This is a genomic window from Marinobacter sp. BW6 (genome assembly GCF_008107725.1).
Taxonomy (GTDB): Bacteria; Pseudomonadota; Gammaproteobacteria; order Pseudomonadales; family Oleiphilaceae; genus Marinobacter.
Map to the genome: position 1 here is coordinate 1,709,564 of NZ_VIRN01000064.1, position 23,166 is coordinate 1,732,729.

Below are 23,166 nucleotides of genomic sequence, written 5' to 3' on the forward strand. Positions count from 1 at the left end.
GCGCAGGCCATCTTATGCGGCGCCGTAGGCAACCCCAGGAAGATCTTCATAACAAGGAGCGGTGGCTGATTTCCTATGCGGATTTCATCACGCTGTTGTTCGCCTTTTTCGTGGTGATGTATTCGGTATCGTCGGTCAACGAAGGTAAGTACAAAGTCCTGTCGGAAACCTTGACCGGTGTGTTTAACGCGCCCCAGAGGTCCTTTCAGCCCATCGAGGTTGGCGACCAGCCACAAAGATCTCTGAATGCGCCAGCGGAGAATGTCATTCCACCGGCAGTGACCGAAGCCCCCCGTAATCCGGAGATGGACGCACAGGCCCGAACGGAAGCGCTCCGGGCCATGGCCGACCAGCTGTCGATGGAATTCGACGAGCTGATCAACCAGGGGGTGGTGTCACTGGAGACCAGCGACGAGTGGCTGGAGTTGAATCTGCCCAACAGCCTGTTGTTTGGCAGCGGTGACGCCGAACCCCATTACGACGCGTTTGGCGTTGTCGAGAAAATCGCCACCGTCCTGAACAACCGGGACAACGCGGTCAAAGTGGAAGGCTTTACCGATAACCAGCCAATCAGTACCTCCCGCTATCCCTCCAATTGGGAATTGTCTGCCGCCCGGGCGGCATCGATGGTACGGATGCTGGTGATGGAGGGCATCGAACCGGAGCGTCTCGCAGCCGTTGGCTATGGTCAGTATCAGCCGGTTGCCCGGAATGACGCGGAAGAGGGGCGGCGCAGAAACCGACGGGTGGTGTTGCTGATTTCCCGTGACGCCAGTATTCGCGGCGCCATGCGCTGACCAGAACGTCGGCAGATGCGTATAGAGCCATTGGCATGGTTCCTGTATTACTCCCCGTTAACAAAAGGCGCCGGCAACAGCTTGCCGGATTTCCCGAGGATTGGTTCAAGTTGCCCGGGGAATGGCCGATAAACGGGACTGTGGCGAAAGGTGATTGCCGGCCACACCGATGTATTCTCTGGAGAGTCAAAGCGTGCGAATCTGGGCAGTAGCCAATCAAAAAGGTGGTGTCGGCAAAACCACGAGTGTGGTCGCCTTGGGCGGCCTGCTTGCCGAACGCGGCAAGCGTGTTCTCGTTGTGGATCTGGACCCTCATGGCTCACTCACCAGCTGGTTCGGGTACGATCCGGATACCATCGCGCACAGTGTTTTCGACTTGTTCCAGCACCAGGGCAAGGTTCCGGAAGGGTTGCCTGCCCAACTGATTACGGAAACCAGCTGCAAGGGCCTGTCCCTTTTGCCGGCGAGTGCCGCCCTGGCCACCCTTGAGCGGCGAATGATCGGCGTGGAGGGAATGGGGCTGATCATTTCCCGGGCCCTGACCCAGCTCTGGGACGACTTCGATTATGTCCTGCTGGACAATACCCCTTCGCTGGGGGTTTTGATGGTCAATGCCCTGGCGGCGGCGCAGCACCTTATTATTCCCGTGCAAACCGAATTTCTGGCCATCAAGGGCCTGGAACGCATGCTCCATACCCTGAAGATGATCATGCGCTCCCAGAAAAACGAACTGTCCTACACCATCGTGCCAACCCTGTATGACCGGCGTACCCAGGCATCGGTGAAGAGCCTTAACCTCCTGCGAAAAACCTATCGCGAATCCCTGTGGCAGTTTGCCATTCCGGTGGACACCAAGTTCCGGGATGCCAGCCAGGGCGGTATTACGCCCTCTGCACTGGATGCGGAAACCCACGGTGTCCGGGCCTACAGTCATCTGCTGGACGATCTGATGTCCCGGGTGGGTACGGTGAAGGAGCGTCAGCATGGCTGACGATAAATTGACAAGGCTGGCGGATCCGGAAACCGCCATTGCCAGTTACCTTGATGAATTGCTGCACACGGCTACCGACACTGCACTCCGGGAGGAAGCCGGGGCGCCTGAACCTGTGAAGCCGGCACCTCAGAAGCCTCAGGTAGCAACGCGACCAAGTCCGGCCCCGGTAACAACCGCCGAAAAACCGGCGGCAAGGCCTGAACCGCCCAGGCCGGTTCAGGAAAAGCCCGCCGAGCCAGCCCGGCCAGTGATGCGTCAGGCTCCGGAGCCGCCTGTGCCCAAGGCGAAAGTGGAAGTGCGGCCAGGGCCGGAGCCGTCTGCGCCGCCATCCCGGCCGGAGTGGTCAGAGCAGCCCTTTGAGTGCCTTATTTTTACGGTTGCCGGATTGCAGTTGGCAGTGCCACTGATTCTGCTCGGTGCCATTCATCGAATTGAGGAAGAGATCCGGCCGATCCCGGGAAGCCCGCGCTGGTATATGGGCATTCGCCCTGATCGGGACCACAACCTGCGCGTGGTGGATACCGCCGAATGGATCATGGCGGGGCGGGTGCCACCCGATGTCCGTGACAACTACCGGTTCGTGATCCGGCTTGATAACAGCGACTGGGGACTGGCCTGTGATGACGTGGCCCAGTCCTTTACTCTCAGGCCCGACGAAGTGCGCTGGCGGACCGCCCGCAGCAAGCGGCCCTGGCTGGCGGGAACCGTCATTGACCATATGTGCGCGCTGATCGATGTGCGCACCATGGCGGACTTGCTGGTGCGGGCCGAAAGAGAGCACCATCTGGATCTGAGCTGACGCAAACAACGGTTACTGAATGAAACCGAGCCGTGCTGGCACGGTTTGTGCCCTTAACTATAGTATTGGGCACTGATGATATTTTTTTGACGATCAGGTTGCCCGCCGGGCAGCCCAAGAGGAGAAACATCGCTATGGCATCCCCGAGCGGACAAACCAATCAGGCCCAGGACGATCAGGTACTGCAGTACGTTACCTTCCGGCTGGATGATGAGACCTATGGTCTGAATGTCATGCAGATCCAGGAAGTGCTCAGATACACGGAGATTGCTCCGGTTCCGGGCGCCCCGGATTATGTGCTCGGCATCATCAACCTTCGGGGTAACGTGGTTACCGTCATTGACACCCGCCGGCGCTTTGGCCTGGCGGATGCGGAAGTAACCGACGCCACCAGGATTGTGGTAATGGAATCCGCCAACCAGGTAATGGGTATCCTGGTGGATTCTGTGGCCGAGGTGGTGTACCTGAAAGCCAGCGAAATTGAGACCGCACCGAACGTGGGTAACGAGGAAAGTGCCAAGTTTATCCAGGGCGTGTGCAACAAGGATGGCGAACTGATCATTCTGGTCGAGTTCGACAAGATGCTGTCAGACCACGAGTGGGCTGAAATCGCAGCACTGTAATTCGGGGCAACCGGGTTACGCGTCTGCAGATGGATGCCTTCCGTGGCAATTAACGGGAGACATTCGTCATGTTTGCAGAAATTCCTTCGTATCTTCCCTGGGCGCTGACTGTTGGTGCCTTGTCTTTGGTTTTCGTTCAGGGCCTGGTGCTCAGACGAGAGGTGCGGAGCCTGAGGGCATCGCTGAAAGAGCGGTGCGATACAATCGGCCGGGAACTGCATGCCACCACCAGTGGCAGCATGGGGGTAGGGCAGCGGCTGGTCACCTGCGAACGCCAGTTGCACGAGCTGCGGACCACGCTGGATGAAATGCGCCAGAACGATCCGCTGCGAATCTCCTACGATGAAGCTTCTCGACTGGTTGATCTTGGCGCCGATATCGACGATCTTATGAACACGTGCGGAATTTCCCGTCCCGAGGCCGAGCTGGTGTCAGCACTCAGAAAACGTCAGGCGGCCTGATACCCTGCCGTTACGGACGCTGTTTAATGAAGAGAGTTTATCCGAGGGCCCTTGAGGCCCTCCGATCTGTATCCCGCCATGATTTTGTTTCCGGTTCTGATCTGGTTCCCTCGATAACCGGCCACTCCATTCCCCGCGAAGAAACCGTCAGTCATATTCTCTCCCTGCTTCCGGAGATTGAACCGGATCACGTGGTAATGCACGTGGGCGGTGGCTCCGGATATTTTGCCGCTGTGCTCTCAGGGCTGGCCCATCGGGTGATATACGTTGAGAGAAATGCGGTTGTCGCCGAAGTGGCCAGAGAGCGGTTTTTCCGTCTCGGTATGCACAATGTCGATGTGGTGGTCGCCAACGCCGAGGACGCCCAGGCGCCTGACCGGTCATGCGACTTTGTCCTTTGTACATCGTTTATCAAAGAGCCCGGCAGCCTGGTTCATCTATTGCGCAAAGGTGGCCATCTGGTTTGCCTTGAGGGGCGCGCGGGACCGGTGCCAAGCCTCGCCATGTTTGTGCGTCGCGACAAGGGGCTGGAGCGGGTGCGAACTCTCGGCTGGGTCGACTTTAACCGCAATGTGGAGCAGATCCTTATCGATCAGGGCGTTGTGGATGACAAGATCCTGGCCGAGTCAAAGGCGGAGGCGGCAAAACAGAATTGCCGATTGCTTGATGTGCTCCGGCGCAAGCTGAATCTGGAAGAGATGGATCTTTATCGCTCTCTCGCCCGGCAGCGGGGCATGACCTTCACAGACGCAGACGAGCTTCTGCCGGATCTCCATCCCGCGCTGTTCCGGCGATTCTCCCGGACGTTTCTGGATCTTTCGCGACTGATTCCAATTGCTGAGGAAGATGGCCGGATCACTGTTGTGACCGATGATCCAGATGCGCGCACGGATCAGCTGGAGCGGCTGAGTCCCAACCAGGTCATTGATTGCCTGCTGGTGACACCGACTGACTTTCGCCGTCTCTGGTCAGCGCTGGATCTGACCGCCAAAGGACGCCGCTTTGCAGCGGATTACGAACCTGGCCCGGGTAAGCAGGCGGATTCGGCTGGCAGCGCGGATCAACTGCTCGGTAAGGATCCGAAAAACAAGCATGTCAGTCCCTATCTGGTGTCCGTCTACGAAGCCATCCTGCTGGATGCTGTGAGTGAAAAGGCCAGCGACATTCATATCGAACAGTACGGTGACCGGATTCGGATTCGCCTGCGGGTAGATGGAGATCTCCATGATCTTCCGCAGTATCAGTTGTCGCCCCGGGAGATCAAGGGGGTGCTCAATGTCATCAAGCTGCGGGCAGAACTGAACATCGCCGAGCATCGATTGCCCCAGGGCGGGCGATCCAGGCTGCAGCTTGGCGATATGGCCTATGACCTGCGTATCCAGACCCAACCCTCGCTGCATGGCGAGCATGCCATTATCCGGCTGTTGCCCCAGACCGGTCGCGCGATGACCATTGCCGAACTGGGCATGTCATCCATGATCGGAGCCCGCTATCAGCGACTGCTGGATAACCCGGCCGGGCTGGTGCTGGTAGTGGGGCCGACCGGGTCCGGCAAGTCCACCACCTTGTATGCCGGGCTGCAGACTCTTGCCGATGATGGGCGTCGGAAAGTGATTACCGTGGAAGACCCCATCGAGTACTCCATCGATAATATCCAGCAGACCCGGGTGCGGTCGGAAATTGGCTTTGGTTTCGCCGATGCCATGAGATCGTTTGTCCGGGAAGATCCGGACGTGATCCTCGTGGGTGAGATTCGTGACCAGGAAACCGCGCTGGAAGCGATCCGGGCCTCCCAGACCGGGCACGTAGTTTTGTCGACCCTGCACTGCAACGATGCGGTGGATTCTCTGCAGCGTCTTTACGACTTGGGGATCCATCCGAATTCCATCGCCGGTGAGCTGCTGGCCGTTATTGCCCAGCGTCTTGCAAAGCGTATCTGCAAGCATTGTCGAAAGCCGGTGAAGCCGGATCCAGTGATTTTATCCGAGGTGTTCCCGGATGGTCCCCCGGCCGATTTCCGCTGCTTTGAAGGCGCCGGCTGCGACAAATGCAACGGCCGTGGCACCCAGGGCCGAGTGGCGATTGTCGAGTACATGGAAGTCGATTCGGACATCCGGAACGCCATTTCCAGCCAACCGCCGATCGGAGAATTGCGTTGGCGCGCCCTTGATGCGGGCCTGGTGACCATGCGGGACAGCGCTCTGGATCATGTGATTGAAGGCATTATTCCGCTTTCCGAACTGCCACGGATTCTCCCGAGAGAGCGGATGGCACCGGAAGTTCGTGGTGGCCGCAGGAGTCAGGAATGAGCAACACAAAATTGACGTCGAAAGCCGCTCAGCGGGAACCGGTGGAAGTGGTCTATGCGGCTGAGCTGGATAAGCTCAGAGGTCTGGATCATGGTCCGGTGCCACCCGGTTGGCATATGTCGCCCCGGGCGGTGGAAAAGTTTGTGATGGGGGATGAGAAGCTCGGCATCGAACGGAAATTCGTTGCTGACCGGGCCATGGTGGTTCGGATCATCATTTCCCTGTGCACCAGCCGCGGTTGCCTTCTGGTCGGCGAGCCGGGCACGGCCAAATCCTGGTTGTCGGAATTGCTGGCTGCGGCCATATCCGGCAGCTCTACGCTGACGCTCCAGGGCGGGGCGGTGAGTGCCGTAGGGCAGCTCTTGTACAGCTGGAACGAAGCGGTTCTGCATACCGAGGGCCCCTGCCTGAAAGCATTGGTACCCAGCCCCTTGCTCCGGGGCATGATGGAGGGGCGAATGGTCCGGTTTGAAGAGATCGCCCGCTGTCCCCAGTCGCTGCAGGATGCGCTGCTCTCTGTGCTGTCCGACAGGGTGGTGGTGATCCCCGAACTGGCGGGCGAGGACGGTGTGGTGCTCGCACGGGAAGGCTTTAATGTCATCGCCACGTCCAACAGTATCGATGAGGGTGTTCACCGGATGAGCGCTGCCCTGAAACGGCGCATGGACTTCGAGGAGATACGACCGATCCGTGATCTGGCAGACGAGATGGGTGTTGTGCTCCGGGAGGTAGGCAGGGCCAACAGCCGGGCCGGCATTGAAGTGGAGCTTGAAGAATCGGTCGTCGAGATCCTGGTCACCATGTTCCATGAGCTGCGCAATGGCCAGACCCTGGACGGCCGAAGTACCGACCGTTTGGCGGGCTCCGCGCTGTCGACTGCGGAAGCGGTTTCGGTCGCTCATGCGGCCAGCCTCAACGCCTGGTATTACGGCGGTGGCAGTATCACGGTTGAACAGCTGATGCACCACATCATCGGGTCAGCCCTGAAGGACCAGCCGGAGGACCGGCGACGGTTGCGCCATTACTTTGAAACCACTGTGGCGCCAAGGCGTGGCGACAACTGGCAGCAGGCCTGGGCGCTCCGCTCACTGATTCACTGAATCATCCGGCGCGCCGGGTTTGCGATCATCTGGGGTTAGCCCACGAATATGGAAGGCAAAAGCCAGGATCTCCGCAATCACCCGGTACAGCGATTCGGGAATCTCTTCGTTCAATGACAGGCGGGCCAGAATGCTGGCCAGCTCTGCATTTTCGTACAGTGGAACATCGTGCTCCCGAGCTATGCGGATGATCTCCTCCGCCAGCTCGTGGGTGCCAGTGGCGCTAATGGTGGGCGCTTTCTCGCCATCATATTTAAGCGCCACGGCGGCTCTGCTTTGGTGTTCTTTTTCTGATGTCATGCCCGGGTATCCACCAGTCTGTGTTCGAGTCGGGTAACGCTGCTTTGGGGCGTTCCTCGGCGGCAGTCCAGGTCTGTCACTTCCAGACCCAGCTCGGTCAGGCTCTGTCTCAGTGCGGGAAGCTCCTGGTTTACCTGGCGCAGGGTCGTCTGTTTCTCCGCCCAGACCCGGGCGCTTACCGCCTGCTGGCGGAGGGCAACATCAAAGTGCAGGGGGCCTGCTTCATCCAGATCCATGGTCAATGAAAGCCGCCATTCGGCTGTGGCGGTTTTCGTTGATTTGGTTTCTGACTCCCCCTTGTCCGGGTATTGTTCGATCCGGACCTGAGCCAGTCTCGGCTCATTCTGGGGTGTCAGCCATGGCAGATCGAGCACGAGGGTGGACGTGGGTGCTGGCCCTGCTGCATCGCCACCGCCTCGGGCGGTCAGTACCTGGCTGTGCAATTGGTTGACGGTGATCCGGTTGAGCATTCCGGCCAGCAGACGGAGCATCTGCCCCACGCTGGGCGCTTCGCCACTGCCGGGGGGCTGGGGTGTGGCCAGTGGTTGCGGAAACTGAAGTGGCGCCTGCATGAGCTCTGGCGTCGAGATAGGTGTCAGCCGGTTGAAGTGCTCCGGTGTACTGCCCTGTTGGGCAAGCAATGCGGTGATTACCCTGGCAAGCGCCAGCTTGAGATCGGGTAACTGGGCAGAGGGTGTCTGAGCCAGGCGTGATTCGGCGAACAGGCCACTTTCCGAAAGCCATTGGCGTACCTGTTGTGATGTCGTGTCCTGGCTGCCAGAGCCGGGGGTCAGGCTGTTCCCCGAAGGCAGCCTCGCCACCATTTGTTCAATAGCCTGCCTGGCGGCTTCCGGAAGAGGTTGGGGGGCTCGCGATGAGGGCAGTTGGCCCGGTAGCGGGTCTTGGCGGAGGCCCTGTGTCAGGGTGCCCATCAGTCTGGCCAGACCAGAGTCCAGGGTTTGCTGCCAGGGCAGCCGCTGGGCGAGGGCCCGGGCGATACCGGCTTCGGGCGCGGGAGCCAGTTTGCCCATCAGCTGCAGCTCATTGCCAGCCCGCATTACTTTTACCCAATCACCGGTCGCCAGTTCGGTCTTGCCGACGGCGGCCTGAACGAGAAGAGACTTGCCCCGAATGTCCAGTAACAGATCTGCACCGTTGCCGCCCTGACGGTTGATGATTTCTGCCACCCGGGCCAGGGTGGTTTCCCGGTTTGTCAGCTGCAGCTGATCGAGTAGCTGCCGTGCTGATGCAGCCACGGGCTCGCGGGCCGCTTCGGTTGTGACTGCAGGCCGGGAAGTGTGCGTTGCAGGCTGAGCTGGAGGTGTCGGGGGCTGTTGTCCGTTGGGTAGTTTCATCGTCACTGATTTGATGTTGGACAAGAGTAATCCGCCGGCACTTTCGTTATAATACGCCGCGCCGGCAGGTCATGCGCGAACAATATTCATGGCCGCCGCTGTCACGAATGCACCCGATGCCGTCTTCACGCGCATCGTCCTGGTTACGGGGCCCTGATGTCTGAGCCGTTATTACAGGCTGTCGATCTGCAGTGCGAACGGGATGAACGGATACTGTTCCGTGGCCTGTCGTTCTCCATACTGCCCGGTACGGTGACCCGTGTCGAGGGGCCGAACGGCTCCGGCAAGACTACTCTGCTGCGGATGCTGGCAGGACTGAATGACGCCTGGTCCGGCAGTCTGCTCTGGTGCGGCAAGCCGAGATCCGGCCAGCGCGAAGAATTCCTCCGCAATACCCTGTATCTTGGCCACCGGCCGGGCATAAAACCATTGCTGACACCCATGGAAAATCTCCGGGCACTGACGGCAGGGCGGCGACCGCTGCCGGATCCGGTTCTGCGCCAGGCGCTCGATGGTACCGGGCTGAAAGGGTTTCAGGATGTGCCCTGCCGGAATCTTTCGGCAGGGCAGCAACGGCGGGTGGCCCTGGCGCGCCTGTTGATCGCCGATGAGCCGCTCTGGCTGCTGGATGAGGTCTTCACCGCCATTGATTCTGGCGGGGTCAGCGCCATTGAGGACCTCCTTCAACAGCGGGCCGCCGAGGGGGGTGCGGTGGTAGTGACCACCCACCACGATCTGACTTTACCCGGTATGCAGCGTATTGTTCTGGGTGGAGGGGCAACCAATGAATGCTGATTGCCGGCCGGCACTGACTTTGCGGCAGGATACCGTCGGTTCGCTGGCGGCGATGCAGGCTGTGTTTGCCCGGGATATGCAGGTGGCCTTCCGGCAGCGGCAGGATCTGCTCAATCCGCTGTTGTTCTTCGTTATGGTGGTAACCCTTTTCCCTCTGGGGGTTAGTCCGGAAGTGTCATTTCTGCGGGAGGCCGGAGCCGGTATCCTGTGGGTAGCGGCGCTGCTTTCGGTGTTGTTGTCGCTGGACCATTTGTTTCGCCACGATTTTGATGACGGCACGCTCGAGCAACTTGTGCTTCAGCCCCAGCCCCTGTTTCTGCTGGTATTGGCAAAAACCGCGGCGCACTGGGTGTTAACAGGCTTACCGCTTGTGGTACTAACGCCGGTTTTGGGCGTTATGGTTCATCTCGACGGGAACTCCATCGGAGTTTTGTGTCTAACGCTGCTGATCGGTACACCGGTGCTGAGTCTGATCGGGTCAATCGGCGCGGCACTGACGCTTGGATTACGGTCGGCGGGGGTACTCTTGTCCCTGTTGATCATTCCGCTGTACATTCCCGTCCTGATTTTCGGAACAGGTACGGTGGCTTCGGCCGCGGAGGGCGCCCCCGTAGGGGCCTATCTGGCCCTGATGGGCGCGTTTCTGGTGCTGGCACTGACCCTGGCACCCTTTGCATCGGCAGCGGCGTTGCGTATCAGCCTGTCTAACGGGTAAAACAAGGTAACGGTAGGACGGTAACCATCTGATGTGGCAATTTTTTCACAAGCTGGGTTCTCCCAAATGGTTCTTCGGGATTGCAGCCCGGCTGATGCCCTGGCTATTGGCAGGTGGCATCCTGCTGTTGATGGCGGGCATTGTCTGGGGGCTGGCCTTTGCGCCCAAGGATTATCTGCAGGGCAATAGCTACCGGATTATTTTTATTCACGTGCCCACGGCCTTTCTAGCCCAGTCTGTTTACGTAATGATGGCTGTGGCAGCCGTTGTGACCCTGGTCTGGCGCATGAAGCTGGCTGATGTGTTTGTAAAGTCGGTCGCGCCTGTGGGTCTGGTTCTGACCTTTCTGTCACTGTTTACCGGCGCTGTCTGGGGTAAGCCCACCTGGGGAACCTGGTGGGTATGGGACGCCCGGCTGACCTCGATGCTGATCCTGCTGTTCCTGTACGGCGGCGTGATTGCCCTGGACAGGGCCATCAATGATGAAAAATCTGCTGCACGGGCCGTATCCGTACTTGTTCTGGTCGGGGTGGTGAATATACCGATTATCCAGTACTCCGTTGAATGGTGGAATACGTTACACCAGCCGTCGACGTTCAAACTGACTGAAAAGCCGTCCATGCCGGCGGAAATGTGGGTGCCGTTGCTCCTTTCTGTGCTTGGGATGTATCTGCTGTTTGGCTGGCTGGCCTGTTTGCGAATGCAGACCGAGATTCTTTTGCGCGAGCAGCGAACGCGCTGGGTTAAAGATTATGTGTTGGCCGGGAGGGGCTGAAGTATGGCATTCGATTCCTTTTCGGCATTTATTGTGATGGAAGGTCACGGACCGTATGTCTGGTCTTGTTACGCTGCATTTTTCCTGCTGATGATCGGCCTCATGGTCTGGTCCCTGCGCCGTCGCAAAGCCGCCATTGAGGCCTGCCGTCGCGGTTATGAAGTCCAGGCAGATCGGCAGGGCCCGCAGGCTGCATCAGCTTCGGCAGCATCCTTCACCCGCGTCAAGGTTTCCCAAGACTGAAAGGCAGATATCTGATGCATCCAATCCGAAAAAAACGGCTGACAATTGTCCTGTTCCTGTTGGTGGGACTGGGCATTGCTGTGGGTCTGACCACTTATGCGCTGCGGCAGAACATCAACCTGTTCTACGACCCCACCCAGATTTCCGCCGGTGAAGCACCGGTGGATGTTAGAATCCGGGCCGGTGGCATGGTCGAGGAGGGCTCGGTTGTGCGTGATCCGGACAGCCTGATGGTTGAGTTCAAGGTGACCGACTTCAACGCGTCTGTGCCGGTTCAGTACACCGGTATCCTTCCGGATCTGTTTGCCGAGGGGCAGGGTGTGGTTGCCATGGGCCGACTGGATGGAAACGGCCGCTTTGTGGCCGACCAGGTTCTCGCCAAGCACGATGAAAACTATATGCCGCCGGAAGTCGCGGATGCACTGGAGAAGGCCTCGAAGGGCCAGCAGAAAGCCAGTGGCAGTGCGGAAACCGTGTCCTACTAACCGTTTTATCTAACACCTGGTTTCTGGAGGCCTTTGATGTATCCCGAACTTGGACAGCTTGCACTGATTCTCGCGCTGTTGTTGGCAGTGCTACTTTCCGTAGTCCCCCTGGCCGGTTCTTTGACCGGTAGGGACAATCTTCAAGCGTTCGCCAGGCCACTTGCGTCCGGCATGTTTGTGTTCGTAGGGCTTGCCTTTGCCGTTCTGACCCATGCCTTTGTGACTGACGACTTTTCGGTGGCCTATGTGGCCAATAACAGTAACAGCCTGTTGCCCTGGTATTACAAGTTCAGCGCTGTATGGGGCGGTCATGAGGGCTCGTTGCTACTCTGGATACTGATGCTGGCGGGCTGGACATTGGCGGTCGCTATCTTCAGCCGTCGCCTGCCGGCGGTGATGATCTCCCAGGTGCTGTCGGTGCTGGGCATGGTCTGCGTCGGCTTCCTGCTGTTTATTGTTATTACCTCCAATCCTTTCGATCGTCTGCTGCCCAATGTGCCCGCTGATGGCGCGGATCTGAACCCCTTGCTCCAGGATTTCGGACTGATCGTGCATCCGCCGATGCTCTACATGGGCTATGTTGGTTTTGCCGTGGCCTTTGCCTTTGCCATTGCCGCCCTGATCAATGGCCGTCTGGATGCTGCCTGGGCCCGTTGGTCCCGGCCCTGGACGACGGTTGCCTGGGCATTTCTCTCCCTGGGTATCGCTCTTGGCAGTTGGTGGGCCTACTACGAACTTGGCTGGGGTGGCTGGTGGTTCTGGGACCCGGTGGAGAATGCTTCCCTGTTGCCCTGGCTTTCCGGTACCGCCCTGATGCACTCGCTGGCGGTTACCGAGAAACGAGGCGTGTTCAAGAGCTGGACGGTGCTGCTGGCCATTGTCACCTTTGCACTCAGCCTGCTCGGCACCTTCCTGGTCCGGTCTGGCGTGCTGACATCGGTTCACGCCTTCGCTTCGGATCCGGAGCGGGGTACCTTCCTGCTCGCCCTGCTGGCAGTGACCGTAATAGCAAGTCTGGCGCTGTATGCGTTCCGGGCACCGGTGGTGCATGTCCGCTCCCGTTATGGCTCTTTGTCTCGGGAAGTGTTCCTGTTGCTCAACAACGTGCTGCTGGTATCCGCTACGCTTCTGGTGGCAGTCGGCACGCTCTATCCGCTGGTTCTCGATTATCTGGAACTGGGCAAGCTGTCGATCGGTGAACCGTTCTTCAACCTGACGTTCAGCCCCCTGGCGGTGGCGACCGGCCTGTTGATGGGGGCTGGCATCTTCTCCCGATGGAAGAAAACCGATGGTGGCTGGCTGGCGCGAAAGCTTCTGTGGCCCCTGGCAATCAGCATTGTGGCTTCCACGGCGGTTCTGATCGGTTACGGGGGCTTCAAGCCCTGGGCGTTCCTCGGTATTTTCTCCGCCATGTGGGTAACGGTTGCGACTTTCTGGGATCTCTGGGACAAGTCCTCTTCACGAAAAGGCCGCCTGCACGGTCTCAAGAGGCAATCCCGCAGCTATTACGGCATGGTGCTCGGGCATCTGGGCCTGGCTATTACCATGGCGGGGGCTACGGTGGTTTCCAATTATGGCATCGAGCGTGATGTCCGCATGGTACCCGGCGATGTCGCGACCGTCGGCGATTATCAGTTTGTGTTCAGGGATATCGGGGCGCGCCAGGGCGCTAACTTTACGGCTCAATATGGCACCTTCGATGTCATGCTGGAAGGCGAGCGGGTTTCCGTGCTCCACCCAGAGAAACGCCAGTACTCGGTCGGTATGAGTGTTATGACCGAGGCCGATATCGACGCCGGCCTGTTCCGGGATATCTTCGTGGCCATTGGTGAGCGCATAACCGACGAGGCCTGGGCCATCCGGCTGCAATACAAACCGCTGGTTCGCTGGCTCTGGCTGGGTTCCCTGTTTATGGCGGCCGGCGGCTTCCTGGCTATCTCTGATCGCCGTTATCGAATCCGGGAGGGGGCTGACAAGAAAGTAGAAGCTGGTACTGCCGTACCTGAACCCGGCTCTGCGAAATCCGCCGGAGCGGCGTCATGAAGCGGTTTCTGCTCTTTCTGCCGCTGCTGATTGCCCTTGTTGTCGGCATTGTTCTGTTCGCGGGCATTGGCAAGGATCCGACCAAACTTGAATCGGCCCTGGTCGGCAAACCGGTTCCTGAGTTCAGCCTGAGAGATCTGCACAACCCGGATGCCATGCTGGATCAGAGCCTGTTTCTTGGCCAGGTTACCCTGCTTAATGTCTGGGGAACCTGGTGTCCTGCCTGCAAGGATGAGCACGACGACCTGATGTGGCTGGCCGAGGAGAAGGGTGTCAACATTATTGGTCTCAACTACAAGGACAACCGCGAGGATGCACTGGTTTGGCTTGACCGTTTGGGTGATCCCTACCGGACAACCATCTATGATCCCAGGGGCACACTCGGATTTGATCTGGGGGTTTACGGCGCGCCAGAAACCTTCGTGATCGATGCCGGAGGGGTGGTCCGCTATCGCCATGTGGGTGTGGTCAATGAGACAGTCTGGGAACAGACGTTGCTGCCTGTGATCAATGACGTTCAGGGGAATGGCTGATGGTCCGGATCGTTTATTTGGTGTTGGCTCTTTTGCTATACGGGGTCGCTGCGGCCGATGTCGCTGACGTATACGACTTTTCGGATCGGGCCCAGGAGCAGCGCTACCAGGATCTGATCGCGGAACTGCGTTGCCCGAAATGCCAAAATCAGAACATTGCCGATTCCAACGCCCCTATCTCCAAGGATATGCGAGACGTGGTTTACCGGATGATGAAAGACGGCGCCAGTAACGAGGAGATCATTGAGTCCCTGGTTGGAAGGTTCGGGGAGTTTGTTCGCTACAAGCCCGAGTTGGACAGCCGGACTTTTCTGCTCTGGGCGACGCCGGCCATTGCGGTCTTCGGCGGGTTTCTGGTGGTTGCCGGTGTGGTTATCCGCTCCCGTCGGGCGGGGCCGGAAAGCCCGGCGTTGAGTGCCGAGGAAAAAGCCCGGGTGGACAAAATGCTGACAGACCAGGACAGGTCGTCCTGAAGCTGGCTTTGCCCGGAATGTCCTGTTCGCAACCTCATTCTTAATTCTGAACCTGTGACTGAAACTCCATGACTGACACTTTCTGGATTGCCGCAACGGTACTGATCATTCTTGCCCTTTTGTTTGTGCTGTACCCGGTCTTTTTTCATCGGCTTGGTGCGAGAAAGCAGACAGACCTGAAAAACCAGAATCTGATGGCCTATCGCTCCCGGATGAAGGAGCTTGATGGGGAATATGAGGCCGGGATTCTGGACGATGAGAATTACCGCCAACTCAAGGAAGAACTCGCCGGAAGCATGCTCGACGACGTACCGGAGCAGGAACAGGTGAGGCCTCTGATCAGTGGCCGCAGGAGTGCCATGGCAGTGGCGCTGGTGTCGATTCTTCTGATTCCGGCGGCCACCGTGTACTTGTATGAGCGTTGGGGGGCGATGGACCGTGTTGAACAGTTCATTACTATGCAGGAAATGGGCGCCACTGAGGGATCGAGACAGGCCCAGATGATTGAGCTTTCGGGTCAACTCCGGGAGCGGCTGGAAGCCAGCCCTGATAACCCGGATGGCTGGGCGATGCTGGGACGCACCTACATGCGGCTGGAGCGCTATGACGATGCGGCCTGGGCGTTCAGGCAGCTGGCCAATAACGTCAGTGACGATGACCGTGCCGAAGCTGTCGCTTATGGCCTTTCTGCCCAGGCGCTGTTCTTCGGTAGCCAGGGCGCCATGACGGAAGAGGTCACTGCAGCCATTGAACGGGCTCGTGAGTTGAACCCCGATGAAGTCAATGCCCTGGGCTTGCTGGGCATCAATGCCTTCAGCCAGCAGAACTATCGGGAAGCGATCCAGTACTGGGAGCGGATAGAAACCGTTGCACCAGACCACCCCCAGATCGCCTCGATCCGGGAAGGAATTCGTGAAGCCTATACCCGTTTGGGTGAGGAGCCACCGGCGCAGGTGGCCGAACCTGAAGCATCCGGTGCCGGGGTTACGGTTCGGGTGACGCTTGCTGAGGACCTTCAGGATCAGGTGCCGGCAGATACCACACTGTTCCTCTTTGCACGTCAGGCTAATGTTCGGCAGGGTCCGCCTCTGGCGGTTGCACGGCTGACCGCAGAGCAACTGCCGGTCGAAATCCGGCTGGACGACCGGTATGCGATGTCACCCCAGGCCACCATTTCCAGTGTTGGCGAGGTTGTCGTAACGGCCCGTCTCAGTCGCTCCGGCACCGTAAACGCCCAGGCGGGTGACTGGCAGGGCAGCACCGATGCTCCCATCGCTGTGAATGAAAGCCAGGATGCGCCGATAGCGGTTGTGATTGATCAGCAGCTGATTGATTAACCCTCAGGACAGGCCTCTTGGATAGAGCGGAGGCAGATCGGCGCCGGTTCTGGCCTGCCGATACTTCCGGATCTGTTCAAGAGCGCGAGCCAATGGGCGACCATCCCAGGCGTCGTTCTCTTGCCCGGGCGCGAAAAGCCGGGCCTGGAGCTTTCGGAGTTCCGCGGCCAGTGTTTGGTCGCAAAAATAATCAACAACGTCGGCCGCCGAACGGAAACTGTGGCCGGGCGAGTGCAGATTTGCCCATTCCACCAAAAGCTCTGGAGTCCCTGCTGCGCCGTCCCTCGCGGCCTTGACCAGACGGTCGAAGGCGGCAGCTTCATCCCGGTTGTCAGCCGGAGTCGCCGTGACTTTTCGGCCTTTGCCAGACCACCACCATGCCAGTAACGTCCCGGCCCAGAGAATCCCCAGGGCCAGGCTGAGCCATTGCCAGACTCCGGCTTCGTCGGAGACCGGGTCAGCCGATGGTTCAGTGTTGGCGGCGTCCGGTTCCCGACCTGAATCGCCTTGGTCGTTTTGCGGGGGCGCAGCGGTGGCAACGGCATTCGGATCTTTCACGGTCAGGGTTTTCTCCGGGATCACGGCCACGCGTTCCCGGTCTGCTTCGGTGTCCCACCAGTGAACGCGTATGGCTGGTAACGTCATCTGGCCGGCCTCAACAGGCACCAGAGCCACTGACTGCGTCAGTGAGGATGTGAGGCCGGCCGGAGTAGTCTCGGTCTGGCGCTCCGCCTCTTCGGGATAACCTCTTAACCCGTCGGGTACAGCATCGGGCAAGGGCGGCAGGGCCTCCGCGGGCAGGCCCGCTGCCGTCATCTGGATTTCGCGGGTAATGTCTTCACCGGTGACGACTTCCAGCGACGGTGGAAACCCGGATTCCTCAAGCGCTACACCGGTTGCCGGTAGCCACGTTTCACCATTGAACTGCGCAGGTACATCCTTGACCGGCACGACAAAAAGCTCCTCGCTGTCCCTCAGAAAACGGAGACTACCGGACGCATCTCTGGCCTGGCCCTCGAACTGGACCGGAGGAAGCTTGAGGGGCCCGGGCTGTTGGGGGAATAGCGCATACCGGCGTTCCACAACACGGTATCGGACACCGTCGCGATAGCGCGAGAACTCCTGCTGCCTGCCCAGCGATTCGATAATGACATGGGGATGGGTCGGCTCAGACAGCTCTCCACGAATAAGGTTGCCCCGAAAGAAGAGCCGAACCGTCAGAATCAGCTGCTCCTGCACGTACACTTCGTCTTTGTCGGCAGACAGCTCGATAAAGCTGTCCCGCCCGGGAGCGGCCTGATCCGGTGGTGATCCGTCCACTACTTCCACCGTTACCGGCTCCGAGACTGCCTCCTTGAAGGTGAGCGCGGGGATTGTCAGCTCGCCGGCGGTTTTCGGTGCAAGCTGGTAGGTCCAGGTAATCTCTCCCACCATCTGACTGTTCACGGTACGAATACTGTATTGCTGGTTCTGGGCCAGGATTTCGAATTCCGGTTCCACCTTCTCGATATCCGGCTTGGGCAGGCTGGACATGTCGAAGTCAAACAGATTGCCGAGGTTGATATCGATCTCCATGCTGCCCTTCACGGTCAGTGTCAGGACCTCACCCTCGTAGAGGCGGGTCCGGTCCGGTTCGACCGTCAGTTGCTGTGACTGTGTCTGGGCCTGGACCGGCAGCCAGAGCGCAGTCAGGAGAAACAGACAGACGGCGGGTGTAATCAGCCGTTTTACCATGGTGTATCGCCCTCATCGGATGGAGTCTGGCGTTGTTGATACTGCTGCAGGAATTTGCGCTGCAGTAAGCCGCCCGGGTTGTCCGGGACTCGTCTGAGCCATTGTTCCTGGCTCTGGGTCAGCGGCGTCTCAGCAATAGGGGCGGGCGCCTGCGCCTGGCCTGACTGTGAGTCCCTCTCGCCGGATGCCTGCTCGGGATTGCCTTCCTCGCCGGGCTCCTGCCGGTTCTGCTCATCGGCCGGATTGTTTGGCTGATCCTGGTTGCCGGGCGAGGACTGGCTGTTTCCGGGGTTTTGCTGCTGATTATTACCCGAGCTGCCGGAATTCTCATTCTCACTGTTCCCGTCCTGATTCTGACGGTTCTGTTGCTGATTGCCCTCGTTGTTCTGGGAATCCTGGCTACCCTGTTGGCTGTTGTTCTGGCTACCATCCTGGCCCTGGTTCTGCTGGCTCAGAAGTTCCTCGACAATCTTCCGGTTGTGTCGGGCATCGTCCATGTCGGGCGCCTTTTCCAGGGCTGTGTCGTAGGCGGCCAGAGCCTCCTCCAGTTTACCGGCACGGGCCAGCGCGTTACCCCGGTTATAGCTGGCACGTGGGCCCTTTGTGCGGGCAAACGACTGGGCGGCGCTATCGAACTTGCCAGAACGATACAATGCGGAACCACGCCATTCAGGGTCGTCCAGCTGGCGGGCGGCTGTTTCCGGGTTTTTCTCAATCAGTTCAGGGGCTCTCTGGTCCTCCCGTTGCCAGAGCTCATCCCAGCTTATGGCGGCGGCCGGCTGCGGCCAGACCGGTAACAGGATCAGGGCAAGGGCACTGAAGGCGCCGCGGCGCCAGCCCATCAAAACCAGGGGAAGGGCGAGCCAGAGCAGCCAGTAGCCGTCATCCTGCCAGCGGCTGACCGTCAAGCCGTCTTCTGATTCCTGCCAGTCGTCACTGTCCCTGGGGCTCAGGTTCAGGGATTGAATGTCGGTATCGTCCAGGGTCAGCTCATGGTTTAGGCCGCCGTTGTTGCGAGCGAGTTTCGCCAGGGCTTCCGGATCGGCACGACTGATAACAATGTCACCGTTTTCCCGGATAAACCCACGACGGGCCAGGGGAATGGGGCCACCTTCCTCGGTGCCGACAACAAGGGTGTTGAGTGCGTACCCGGTGTCGGAAAGCGTGTCTCCTATGGTGCCGCTGTAGCCGTCGTTGATGTCGTCAGTGATCAACAGGATGCGGCCCTCCCCCGGGGCGCCCTGCAAAAGCAACTCCTTTGCCCGGGCAACCGCGAGATCCGCGCGGTTGCCTGTGGCCGGCATGATGACCGGGTCCAGCACATTGAGCATCCCCTCAATGGTGCGGCCATCATCGGTCAGCGGTGTCACCACGTGGGCGTCTCCGGAAAACACGAGCAGGCCGGTCAGGCTGCCTTCGCGGAGTTCAAGAATATCCCGGATCTTCCGTTTGGCCCGGGTCAGGCGATCGGGCTCCACGTCCGTGGCCAACATGGACAGGGAGAGGTCCAGTGCAATCACAAGGCTGTCGCCCGGTTGTTTCAGTGGTGTGGGTGCCTCCCGCCAGGCGGGCCCGGCCAGAGCCAGTGACAGAATGATGAGGGCCGCAGCGGCCGGGGCCAGAGGCGACTTTGTCGCTTTACCCGAGCTGCCGTCATGACGAATCAGCGGCGATAGCAAGCGCGCCGGAATAAGTCGGGACCAGCCGCTGTCGCCCAAGTGCATCTGCCGGAATGCCAGATACAGGATTGGTAAAAGCAATATCAGCAAGAGCCAGAACGGGCGCAGGAAATGAAAGTCAGCCCACATTCGCTTCCTCCTCCTTCCTGCTCCGGTGGGAGTCAGCAACAAGCGCCCGGCCGTGATGAATCAGGAACAGTACCAGCCACAGGAGGACTGCCAGGCCAGCGGGCCAGACGTAGAGTTCGGTCACTGGCCGATAGAACTTGCCCTCCAGCTCGATGGGTTCGAGTTGATCGATGCTCTCGTAAATGAGTTCCAGCTCCGGCAGGCTGCGCGCACGGAAATACTCCCCGCCGGTTTGCTGGGCCATCCGGGTCAGCAGGTTTTCGTCCAGATCCCTGGAGGGGTTGACCCGACGCGAACCCAGCAGGCCGCGCTGCACCATGGACTCGGCGCCAATGCCGATGGTGTAAAGCCGAATGCTCGCAGCCGCGGCGATTTCGGTGGCCTTGTCGGGGGTGATTTCGCCGGCGGTATTGGCACCATCGGTGAGCAGGATCACAACGCGCTGGTCCTGCGGCCTGTTTCTCAGCCGTTTGGTGGCCAGACCAACCGCGTCGCCGATGGCCGTGGCGCGCCCGGCCATTCCCAGACCAGCTTCGCGCATCAGGGTTTTGACGGTTTGAAGGTCGAAGGTGAGGGGAGCCTGGACGTAAGGCTCAGTGCCGAACAGGATCAGACCGAGCCGGTCACCCTGGCGGCGGGAGATGAAGTCGTCAAGTACCCGCTTGACCGCCTGAAGGCGGTTAATGCTCCGCCCCTGAAGGACCATATCCTGTTCATCCATGCTGGGGGAAATGTCGACAACCAGCATCAGATCGCGGCCGGAAACCGGCATCTGAACCTGTTCTCCGACATGTTGCGGCCGTGCCAGTGCAGTCACCAGAAGCGCCCACATCAGAAACAGCAACAGTTGCTGCCAGAGCGGTACGGCATTGCCGCGACGACTGACGCCGGGCAGATCCGACAGCCAGTGGCCGACCGGTAGCACCGGCGCGTCGACCGATTGCGCTCTGGGCTTGCGCCACTTCAGGATCAGCGGTAACAGCACCAGAACCAGTACCCAGGGCCAGGCAAGATTCAGCATTTCTGACCTCCCAGCCATAGTCGGGCGAACGCCAGGGCGTCGGCCGGCTCGGTTGAAACCTGAGGTCGCCAGGCACTGTGAACCAGCGCTTCGGCAACCGGTCTGGAGGCAACCCGGTCCTTCGGGACAGTCTTTAACAGGAATTCCACCCAGGCATCGCCGGTAAGTGCTTCCGGGTGCTGGTCCGGGTATCGCTCCCGGGCGGCCTGCTTCAGCAGGGTGTTCAGTTGTGCGAACCACGCGGGGGTAGTGGATGCTGATCGTTCCAGTCTGGCGAGTTCGGCCCGCGCGGAGCGGAACCACCGGTTTCTTTGTCTCCGCCGGAGAAACAGCCAGACCAGAACGGCAAGCACAGCAATGAGCAGGATGGCCAGAACCCACCAGCCCGGTGCCGGAGGCCAGAGGCCCCCCGTTTCAGGCAGGTGAATGTCCCGTAGCTTGCTGAGTGGATCCTGCGGGTTCATCCGATCCGGCCTCCAGGCCCCAGCAGCAATTTGAGGGTCGCTGCGGGGTCGTTCGCCGTGGACACTTCTGCCATGGTAACGCCGGAGGTACGGAAACACTCCGCGAGCCGGTGTTCATGGTTGGTGACTTTCTCGTGCCAGGCCCTCTGGAACCGGGGGTTTCCGGCATCGAACCACACCGGTCCGTCCGGGCCGGCCACCGCAAAGCGTCCGCTTTTGGGCAGCTCTTTTTCCAATGGGTCCACGATCCTCAGGGCGCTGACGCCGTTATGGCGGGCGAGCGCGCCGAGCAGGGTGCCTGTCTCCGGCGAGATATCCAGGAAATCGCTGATCACGAAAATCCGGCTGCCGGTATGGGCCACCCGGCGAGCCTCGGTGAGTGCCATGTCCAGCCGGCTCTGACTGGAGGGCTCGTTTTGTCCTGGCCCGCGATTATCCCTTCTTTGCTGTTCATCGAGAGTGTCCAGCAACCGCAGCACCGATTTCTTCCGCCGCGCCGGGCGAAGAACACTCAGGGTCTCGCCGTTGAAGACAATGCCGCCCACCTGATCACCTGACCAGAGTGCCAGCCAGGCAAGAATGGAGGCAATCTGTGCGCAACGAACCTGTTTAAAGGCGCCGGTACTGGCAAAAAACAGGCTGGGGCCGAGGTCGCAAAGAAGAAGCACGGGCCGTTCCCGCTCCTCCTCATAGAGCTTGGTGTGGGGCTCCTGACGCCGCGCCGTTACCCGCCAGTCGATGCTGCGGATGTCGTCCCCGGGCTGGTACAGCCGTACTTCGGCAAACGCCATGCCCCGGCCTCGTTGCGGCGAGCGCTGCAAGCCGGCCTGGCGCGTTCGCACGGGGCGGGCAGAGGGCAGTTTCAGTGCCCGGGCGTCTGCCTGCAGGCGGATCAGATCCGGTAGGCCGATGTGCGTTATTGCTTCGGTGTTGCCCATGCCTGACGGCTCCCGTGTATTGCTTCCGTCGATGGCTTCAGGCGCTCACCGGAACACGTTCGATCAGCCGTTCGATAACCGTGTCAGCGGTCATGCCTTCGGCCTCTGCTTCGAACGTGAGGAGGATGCGGTGTCGCAGCACGTCGAAGGCCATGGCTCGGACATCGTCAGGCGTTACGTAATCCCTGCCATCTAGCCAGGCCAGCGCCCGGGCACAGCGGTCCAGGGCGATGGTGCCACGGGGGCTGGCGCCGAAGGCTGTCCAGCGGGCCAGTTCCGGATCCAGTGCCGCCGGGTCGCGGGTTGCCAGCACCAGGGCCAACAAATATTGCTCGACGGGTTCCGCCATGTAGATGTTCGCGACTTCCGCGCGGGCATCAAACACCTGGTCTGGCGTCAGGCGAAGGTCCGTTTTCGGAAGGCCGTGACGATAATCGTTCCGGGCCAGTTGCAGAATGGCCTTCTCCGCTTCCGCCGACGGGTAGTGGATAACCACATGCATCAGGAAGCGGTCCAGCTGGGCTTCGGGCAGCGGGTAGGTACCTTCCTGCTCGATGGGGTTCTGGGTGGCCATCACCAGGAACAACCGGTCCAATGGGAAGGTGCGCATACCCACGCTGATCTGTCGTTCACCCATCGCTTCCAGAAGCGCAGACTGCACCTTGGCAGGTGCCCGGTTGATTTCGTCCGCCAGCACCAGGTTATGGAAAATTGGGCCGCGCTGAAATTCGAACTGCCCGGTTTCCGGCCGGTAGATTTCACTGCCGGTGACGTCTGAAGGCAGCAGGTCCGGGGTAAACTGGATTCTGTGGAAATCGCCTTCAAGATGGTCGGCCAGTGCCTTGATGGCGGTGGTTTTGGCCAGTCCCGGCGCGCCTTCTACAAGTAGGTGGCCGTCTGCAAGCAGCGCGATCAGCAATCGATCCACCAGTTTTTCCTGACCGATTATCCGTTTGGCTAACTGTTCCCGTAACTCTCCGAACGTATGCTGTAACGACATTGGAAATGACTGCTCTCTGTATCTGGGGATTCCCCGGAGAAACCCGTATCGTGCGTAGGTAGTT

The 23,166-nt window shown here is 59.8% G+C and carries 24 protein-coding genes; 16 read left to right on the forward strand and 8 right to left on the reverse strand.

Translation table 11 applies throughout. From position 1 onward, the window contains the following. Window positions 1-14 precede the first annotated feature (14 nt). From motD to FMN52_RS16545, 7 genes are all read left to right on the forward strand, one after another. On the forward strand, window positions 15-797 hold the full coding sequence (gene motD / locus FMN52_RS16515) for a flagellar motor protein MotD (RefSeq protein ID WP_148609646.1): 783 nt from the start codon (window positions 15-17) through the stop codon (window positions 795-797). Between the two features lie 193 nt (window positions 798-990). After that, on the forward strand, window positions 991-1,788 hold the full coding sequence (locus FMN52_RS16520) for a ParA family protein (protein ID WP_192875728.1): 798 nt from the start codon (window positions 991-993) through the stop codon (window positions 1,786-1,788). After that, a complete protein-coding gene (locus FMN52_RS16525; RefSeq protein ID WP_148609647.1) occupies window positions 1,781-2,590 on the forward strand; it encodes a chemotaxis protein CheW in 810 nt (269 codons plus the stop codon). The genes FMN52_RS16520 and FMN52_RS16525 overlap by 8 nt, the downstream gene beginning before the upstream one ends. Window positions 2,591-2,724: 134 nt before the next feature. After that, complete coding sequence (locus tag FMN52_RS16530) at window positions 2,725-3,213, forward strand: chemotaxis protein CheW (protein WP_008173094.1); 489 nt, start codon at window positions 2,725-2,727, stop codon at window positions 3,211-3,213. A 68-nt stretch (window positions 3,214-3,281) separates the two neighbouring features. Continuing rightward, on the forward strand, window positions 3,282-3,674 hold the full coding sequence (locus FMN52_RS16535; RefSeq protein ID WP_148609648.1) for a DUF2802 domain-containing protein: 393 nt from the start codon (window positions 3,282-3,284) through the stop codon (window positions 3,672-3,674). A 26-nt stretch (window positions 3,675-3,700) separates the two neighbouring features. Next, the gene (locus tag FMN52_RS16540) at window positions 3,701-5,983 is read left to right on the forward strand and encodes an ATPase, T2SS/T4P/T4SS family (protein ID WP_148609649.1); all 2,283 of its coding nucleotides are present in this window, start codon (window positions 3,701-3,703) and stop codon (window positions 5,981-5,983) included. Next, complete coding sequence (locus FMN52_RS16545) at window positions 5,980-7,083, forward strand: AAA family ATPase (RefSeq protein WP_148609650.1); 1,104 nt, start codon at window positions 5,980-5,982, stop codon at window positions 7,081-7,083. Before FMN52_RS16540 ends, FMN52_RS16545 begins: the two co-directional genes overlap by 4 nt. On the opposite strand, the gene FMN52_RS16550 is transcribed toward FMN52_RS16545, so the two are convergent. Beyond that, window positions 7,069-7,383 (reverse strand): EscU/YscU/HrcU family type III secretion system export apparatus switch protein, encoded by a 315-nt coding sequence (locus FMN52_RS16550; protein WP_148609651.1) that lies wholly within the window; start codon window positions 7,381-7,383, stop codon window positions 7,069-7,071. The two genes, FMN52_RS16545 and FMN52_RS16550, sit on opposite strands and share 15 nt — an antisense overlap. Continuing rightward, window positions 7,380-8,639 (reverse strand): flagellar hook-length control protein FliK, encoded by a 1,260-nt coding sequence (locus FMN52_RS16555; RefSeq protein ID WP_240339504.1) that lies wholly within the window; start codon window positions 8,637-8,639, stop codon window positions 7,380-7,382. The genes FMN52_RS16550 and FMN52_RS16555 overlap by 4 nt, the downstream gene beginning before the upstream one ends. 255 nt (window positions 8,640-8,894) lie before the next feature. Here FMN52_RS16555 and ccmA point away from each other — a divergent pair, with 255 nt between their 5' ends. The 9 genes from ccmA (at window position 8,895) to ccmI (ending at window position 16,137) form a co-directional block, all read left to right on the forward strand. Continuing rightward, window positions 8,895-9,533, forward strand: a complete 639-nt coding sequence (gene ccmA / locus FMN52_RS16560; RefSeq protein WP_148609652.1) for a cytochrome c biogenesis heme-transporting ATPase CcmA — start codon at window positions 8,895-8,897, stop codon at window positions 9,531-9,533. Continuing rightward, window positions 9,523-10,248 carry a heme exporter protein CcmB gene (gene ccmB / locus FMN52_RS16565; RefSeq protein ID WP_148609653.1) on the forward strand — a complete coding sequence of 242 codons (726 nt, stop codon included), beginning with the start codon at window positions 9,523-9,525 and terminating at the stop codon, window positions 10,246-10,248. The genes ccmA and ccmB overlap by 11 nt, the downstream gene beginning before the upstream one ends. A gap of 31 nt (window positions 10,249-10,279) precedes the next feature. After that, entirely contained in the window at window positions 10,280-11,023 is a 744-nt protein-coding gene (locus FMN52_RS16570) for a heme ABC transporter permease (protein ID WP_148609654.1), read from the forward strand. A gap of 3 nt (window positions 11,024-11,026) precedes the next feature. Beyond that, a complete protein-coding gene (gene ccmD, locus FMN52_RS16575) occupies window positions 11,027-11,266 on the forward strand; it encodes a heme exporter protein CcmD (protein WP_148609655.1) in 240 nt (79 codons plus the stop codon). Window positions 11,267-11,280: 14 nt separating this feature from the next. Continuing rightward, on the forward strand, window positions 11,281-11,751 hold the full coding sequence (ccmE, locus tag FMN52_RS16580) for a cytochrome c maturation protein CcmE (protein WP_148609656.1): 471 nt from the start codon (window positions 11,281-11,283) through the stop codon (window positions 11,749-11,751). Between the two features lie 36 nt (window positions 11,752-11,787). Continuing rightward, window positions 11,788-13,794, forward strand: a complete 2,007-nt coding sequence (locus FMN52_RS16585) for a heme lyase CcmF/NrfE family subunit (RefSeq protein WP_148609657.1) — start codon at window positions 11,788-11,790, stop codon at window positions 13,792-13,794. Then, window positions 13,791-14,327 (forward strand): DsbE family thiol:disulfide interchange protein, encoded by a 537-nt coding sequence (locus tag FMN52_RS16590; protein ID WP_148609658.1) that lies wholly within the window; start codon window positions 13,791-13,793, stop codon window positions 14,325-14,327. Before FMN52_RS16585 ends, FMN52_RS16590 begins: the two co-directional genes overlap by 4 nt. Beyond that, on the forward strand, window positions 14,327-14,800 hold the full coding sequence (locus tag FMN52_RS16595) for a cytochrome c-type biogenesis protein (protein WP_148609659.1): 474 nt from the start codon (window positions 14,327-14,329) through the stop codon (window positions 14,798-14,800). The genes FMN52_RS16590 and FMN52_RS16595 overlap by 1 nt, the downstream gene beginning before the upstream one ends. Before the next feature lie 68 nt (window positions 14,801-14,868). Continuing rightward, window positions 14,869-16,137 (forward strand): c-type cytochrome biogenesis protein CcmI, encoded by a 1,269-nt coding sequence (gene ccmI / locus FMN52_RS16600; protein ID WP_148609660.1) that lies wholly within the window; start codon window positions 14,869-14,871, stop codon window positions 16,135-16,137. A 3-nt stretch (window positions 16,138-16,140) separates the two neighbouring features. On the opposite strand, the gene FMN52_RS16605 is transcribed toward ccmI, so the two are convergent. From FMN52_RS16605 to FMN52_RS16630, 6 genes are read right to left on the reverse strand one after another with little or no spacing between them, the layout of a single operon-like run. After that, window positions 16,141-17,871, reverse strand: coding sequence for a BatD family protein (locus FMN52_RS16605; protein WP_148609661.1), 1,731 nt, complete (start codon window positions 17,869-17,871; stop codon window positions 16,141-16,143). Continuing rightward, window positions 17,865-19,679: a VWA domain-containing protein gene (locus FMN52_RS16610; RefSeq protein WP_148609662.1), complete on the reverse strand. Its 1,815-nt coding sequence runs from the start codon at window positions 19,677-19,679 to the stop codon at window positions 17,865-17,867. The genes FMN52_RS16605 and FMN52_RS16610 overlap by 7 nt, the downstream gene beginning before the upstream one ends. Further along, window positions 19,669-20,700: a VWA domain-containing protein gene (locus FMN52_RS16615; protein WP_148609663.1), complete on the reverse strand. Its 1,032-nt coding sequence runs from the start codon at window positions 20,698-20,700 to the stop codon at window positions 19,669-19,671. The genes FMN52_RS16610 and FMN52_RS16615 overlap by 11 nt, the downstream gene beginning before the upstream one ends. Then, on the reverse strand, window positions 20,694-21,164 hold the full coding sequence (locus FMN52_RS16620) for a DUF4381 domain-containing protein (RefSeq protein ID WP_148609664.1): 471 nt from the start codon (window positions 21,162-21,164) through the stop codon (window positions 20,694-20,696). The genes FMN52_RS16615 and FMN52_RS16620 overlap by 7 nt, the downstream gene beginning before the upstream one ends. Next, window positions 21,161-22,102 carry a DUF58 domain-containing protein gene (locus tag FMN52_RS16625; RefSeq protein WP_148609665.1) on the reverse strand — a complete coding sequence of 314 codons (942 nt, stop codon included), beginning with the start codon at window positions 22,100-22,102 and terminating at the stop codon, window positions 21,161-21,163. Before FMN52_RS16625 ends, FMN52_RS16620 begins: the two co-directional genes overlap by 4 nt. Window positions 22,103-22,139: 37 nt before the next feature. Further along, a complete protein-coding gene (locus tag FMN52_RS16630; RefSeq protein WP_014577587.1) occupies window positions 22,140-23,102 on the reverse strand; it encodes a MoxR family ATPase in 963 nt (320 codons plus the stop codon). Window positions 23,103-23,166: the final 64 nt, after the last annotated feature.

Coding starts and splice junctions, on each gene's coding strand:
- motD (WP_148609646.1), top strand. CDS start 15: ATGCGGCGCCGTAGGCAACCCCAGGAAGATCTTCATAACAAGGAGCGG.
- FMN52_RS16525 (WP_148609647.1), top strand. CDS start 1,781: ATGGCTGACGATAAATTGACAAGGCTGGCGGATCCGGAAACCGCCATT.
- FMN52_RS16530 (WP_008173094.1), top strand. CDS start 2,725: ATGGCATCCCCGAGCGGACAAACCAATCAGGCCCAGGACGATCAGGTA.
- FMN52_RS16535 (WP_148609648.1), top strand. CDS start 3,282: ATGTTTGCAGAAATTCCTTCGTATCTTCCCTGGGCGCTGACTGTTGGT.
- FMN52_RS16540 (WP_148609649.1), top strand. CDS start 3,701: ATGAAGAGAGTTTATCCGAGGGCCCTTGAGGCCCTCCGATCTGTATCC.
- FMN52_RS16545 (WP_148609650.1), top strand. CDS start 5,980: ATGAGCAACACAAAATTGACGTCGAAAGCCGCTCAGCGGGAACCGGTG.
- FMN52_RS16550 (WP_148609651.1), bottom strand. CDS start 7,383: ATGACATCAGAAAAAGAACACCAAAGCAGAGCCGCCGTGGCGCTTAAA.
- ccmA (WP_148609652.1), top strand. CDS start 8,895: ATGTCTGAGCCGTTATTACAGGCTGTCGATCTGCAGTGCGAACGGGAT.
- ccmB (WP_148609653.1), top strand. CDS start 9,523: ATGAATGCTGATTGCCGGCCGGCACTGACTTTGCGGCAGGATACCGTC.
- FMN52_RS16570 (WP_148609654.1), top strand. CDS start 10,280: ATGTGGCAATTTTTTCACAAGCTGGGTTCTCCCAAATGGTTCTTCGGG.
- ccmD (WP_148609655.1), top strand. CDS start 11,027: ATGGCATTCGATTCCTTTTCGGCATTTATTGTGATGGAAGGTCACGGA.
- ccmE (WP_148609656.1), top strand. CDS start 11,281: ATGCATCCAATCCGAAAAAAACGGCTGACAATTGTCCTGTTCCTGTTG.
- FMN52_RS16585 (WP_148609657.1), top strand. CDS start 11,788: ATGTATCCCGAACTTGGACAGCTTGCACTGATTCTCGCGCTGTTGTTG.
- FMN52_RS16590 (WP_148609658.1), top strand. CDS start 13,791: ATGAAGCGGTTTCTGCTCTTTCTGCCGCTGCTGATTGCCCTTGTTGTC.
- FMN52_RS16595 (WP_148609659.1), top strand. CDS start 14,327: ATGGTCCGGATCGTTTATTTGGTGTTGGCTCTTTTGCTATACGGGGTC.
- ccmI (WP_148609660.1), top strand. CDS start 14,869: ATGACTGACACTTTCTGGATTGCCGCAACGGTACTGATCATTCTTGCC.
- FMN52_RS16605 (WP_148609661.1), bottom strand. CDS start 17,871: ATGGTAAAACGGCTGATTACACCCGCCGTCTGTCTGTTTCTCCTGACT.
- FMN52_RS16610 (WP_148609662.1), bottom strand. CDS start 19,679: ATGTGGGCTGACTTTCATTTCCTGCGCCCGTTCTGGCTCTTGCTGATA.
- FMN52_RS16615 (WP_148609663.1), bottom strand. CDS start 20,700: ATGCTGAATCTTGCCTGGCCCTGGGTACTGGTTCTGGTGCTGTTACCG.
- FMN52_RS16620 (WP_148609664.1), bottom strand. CDS start 21,164: ATGAACCCGCAGGATCCACTCAGCAAGCTACGGGACATTCACCTGCCT.
- FMN52_RS16625 (WP_148609665.1), bottom strand. CDS start 22,102: ATGGGCAACACCGAAGCAATAACGCACATCGGCCTACCGGATCTGATC.
- FMN52_RS16630 (WP_014577587.1), bottom strand. CDS start 23,102: ATGTCGTTACAGCATACGTTCGGAGAGTTACGGGAACAGTTAGCCAAA.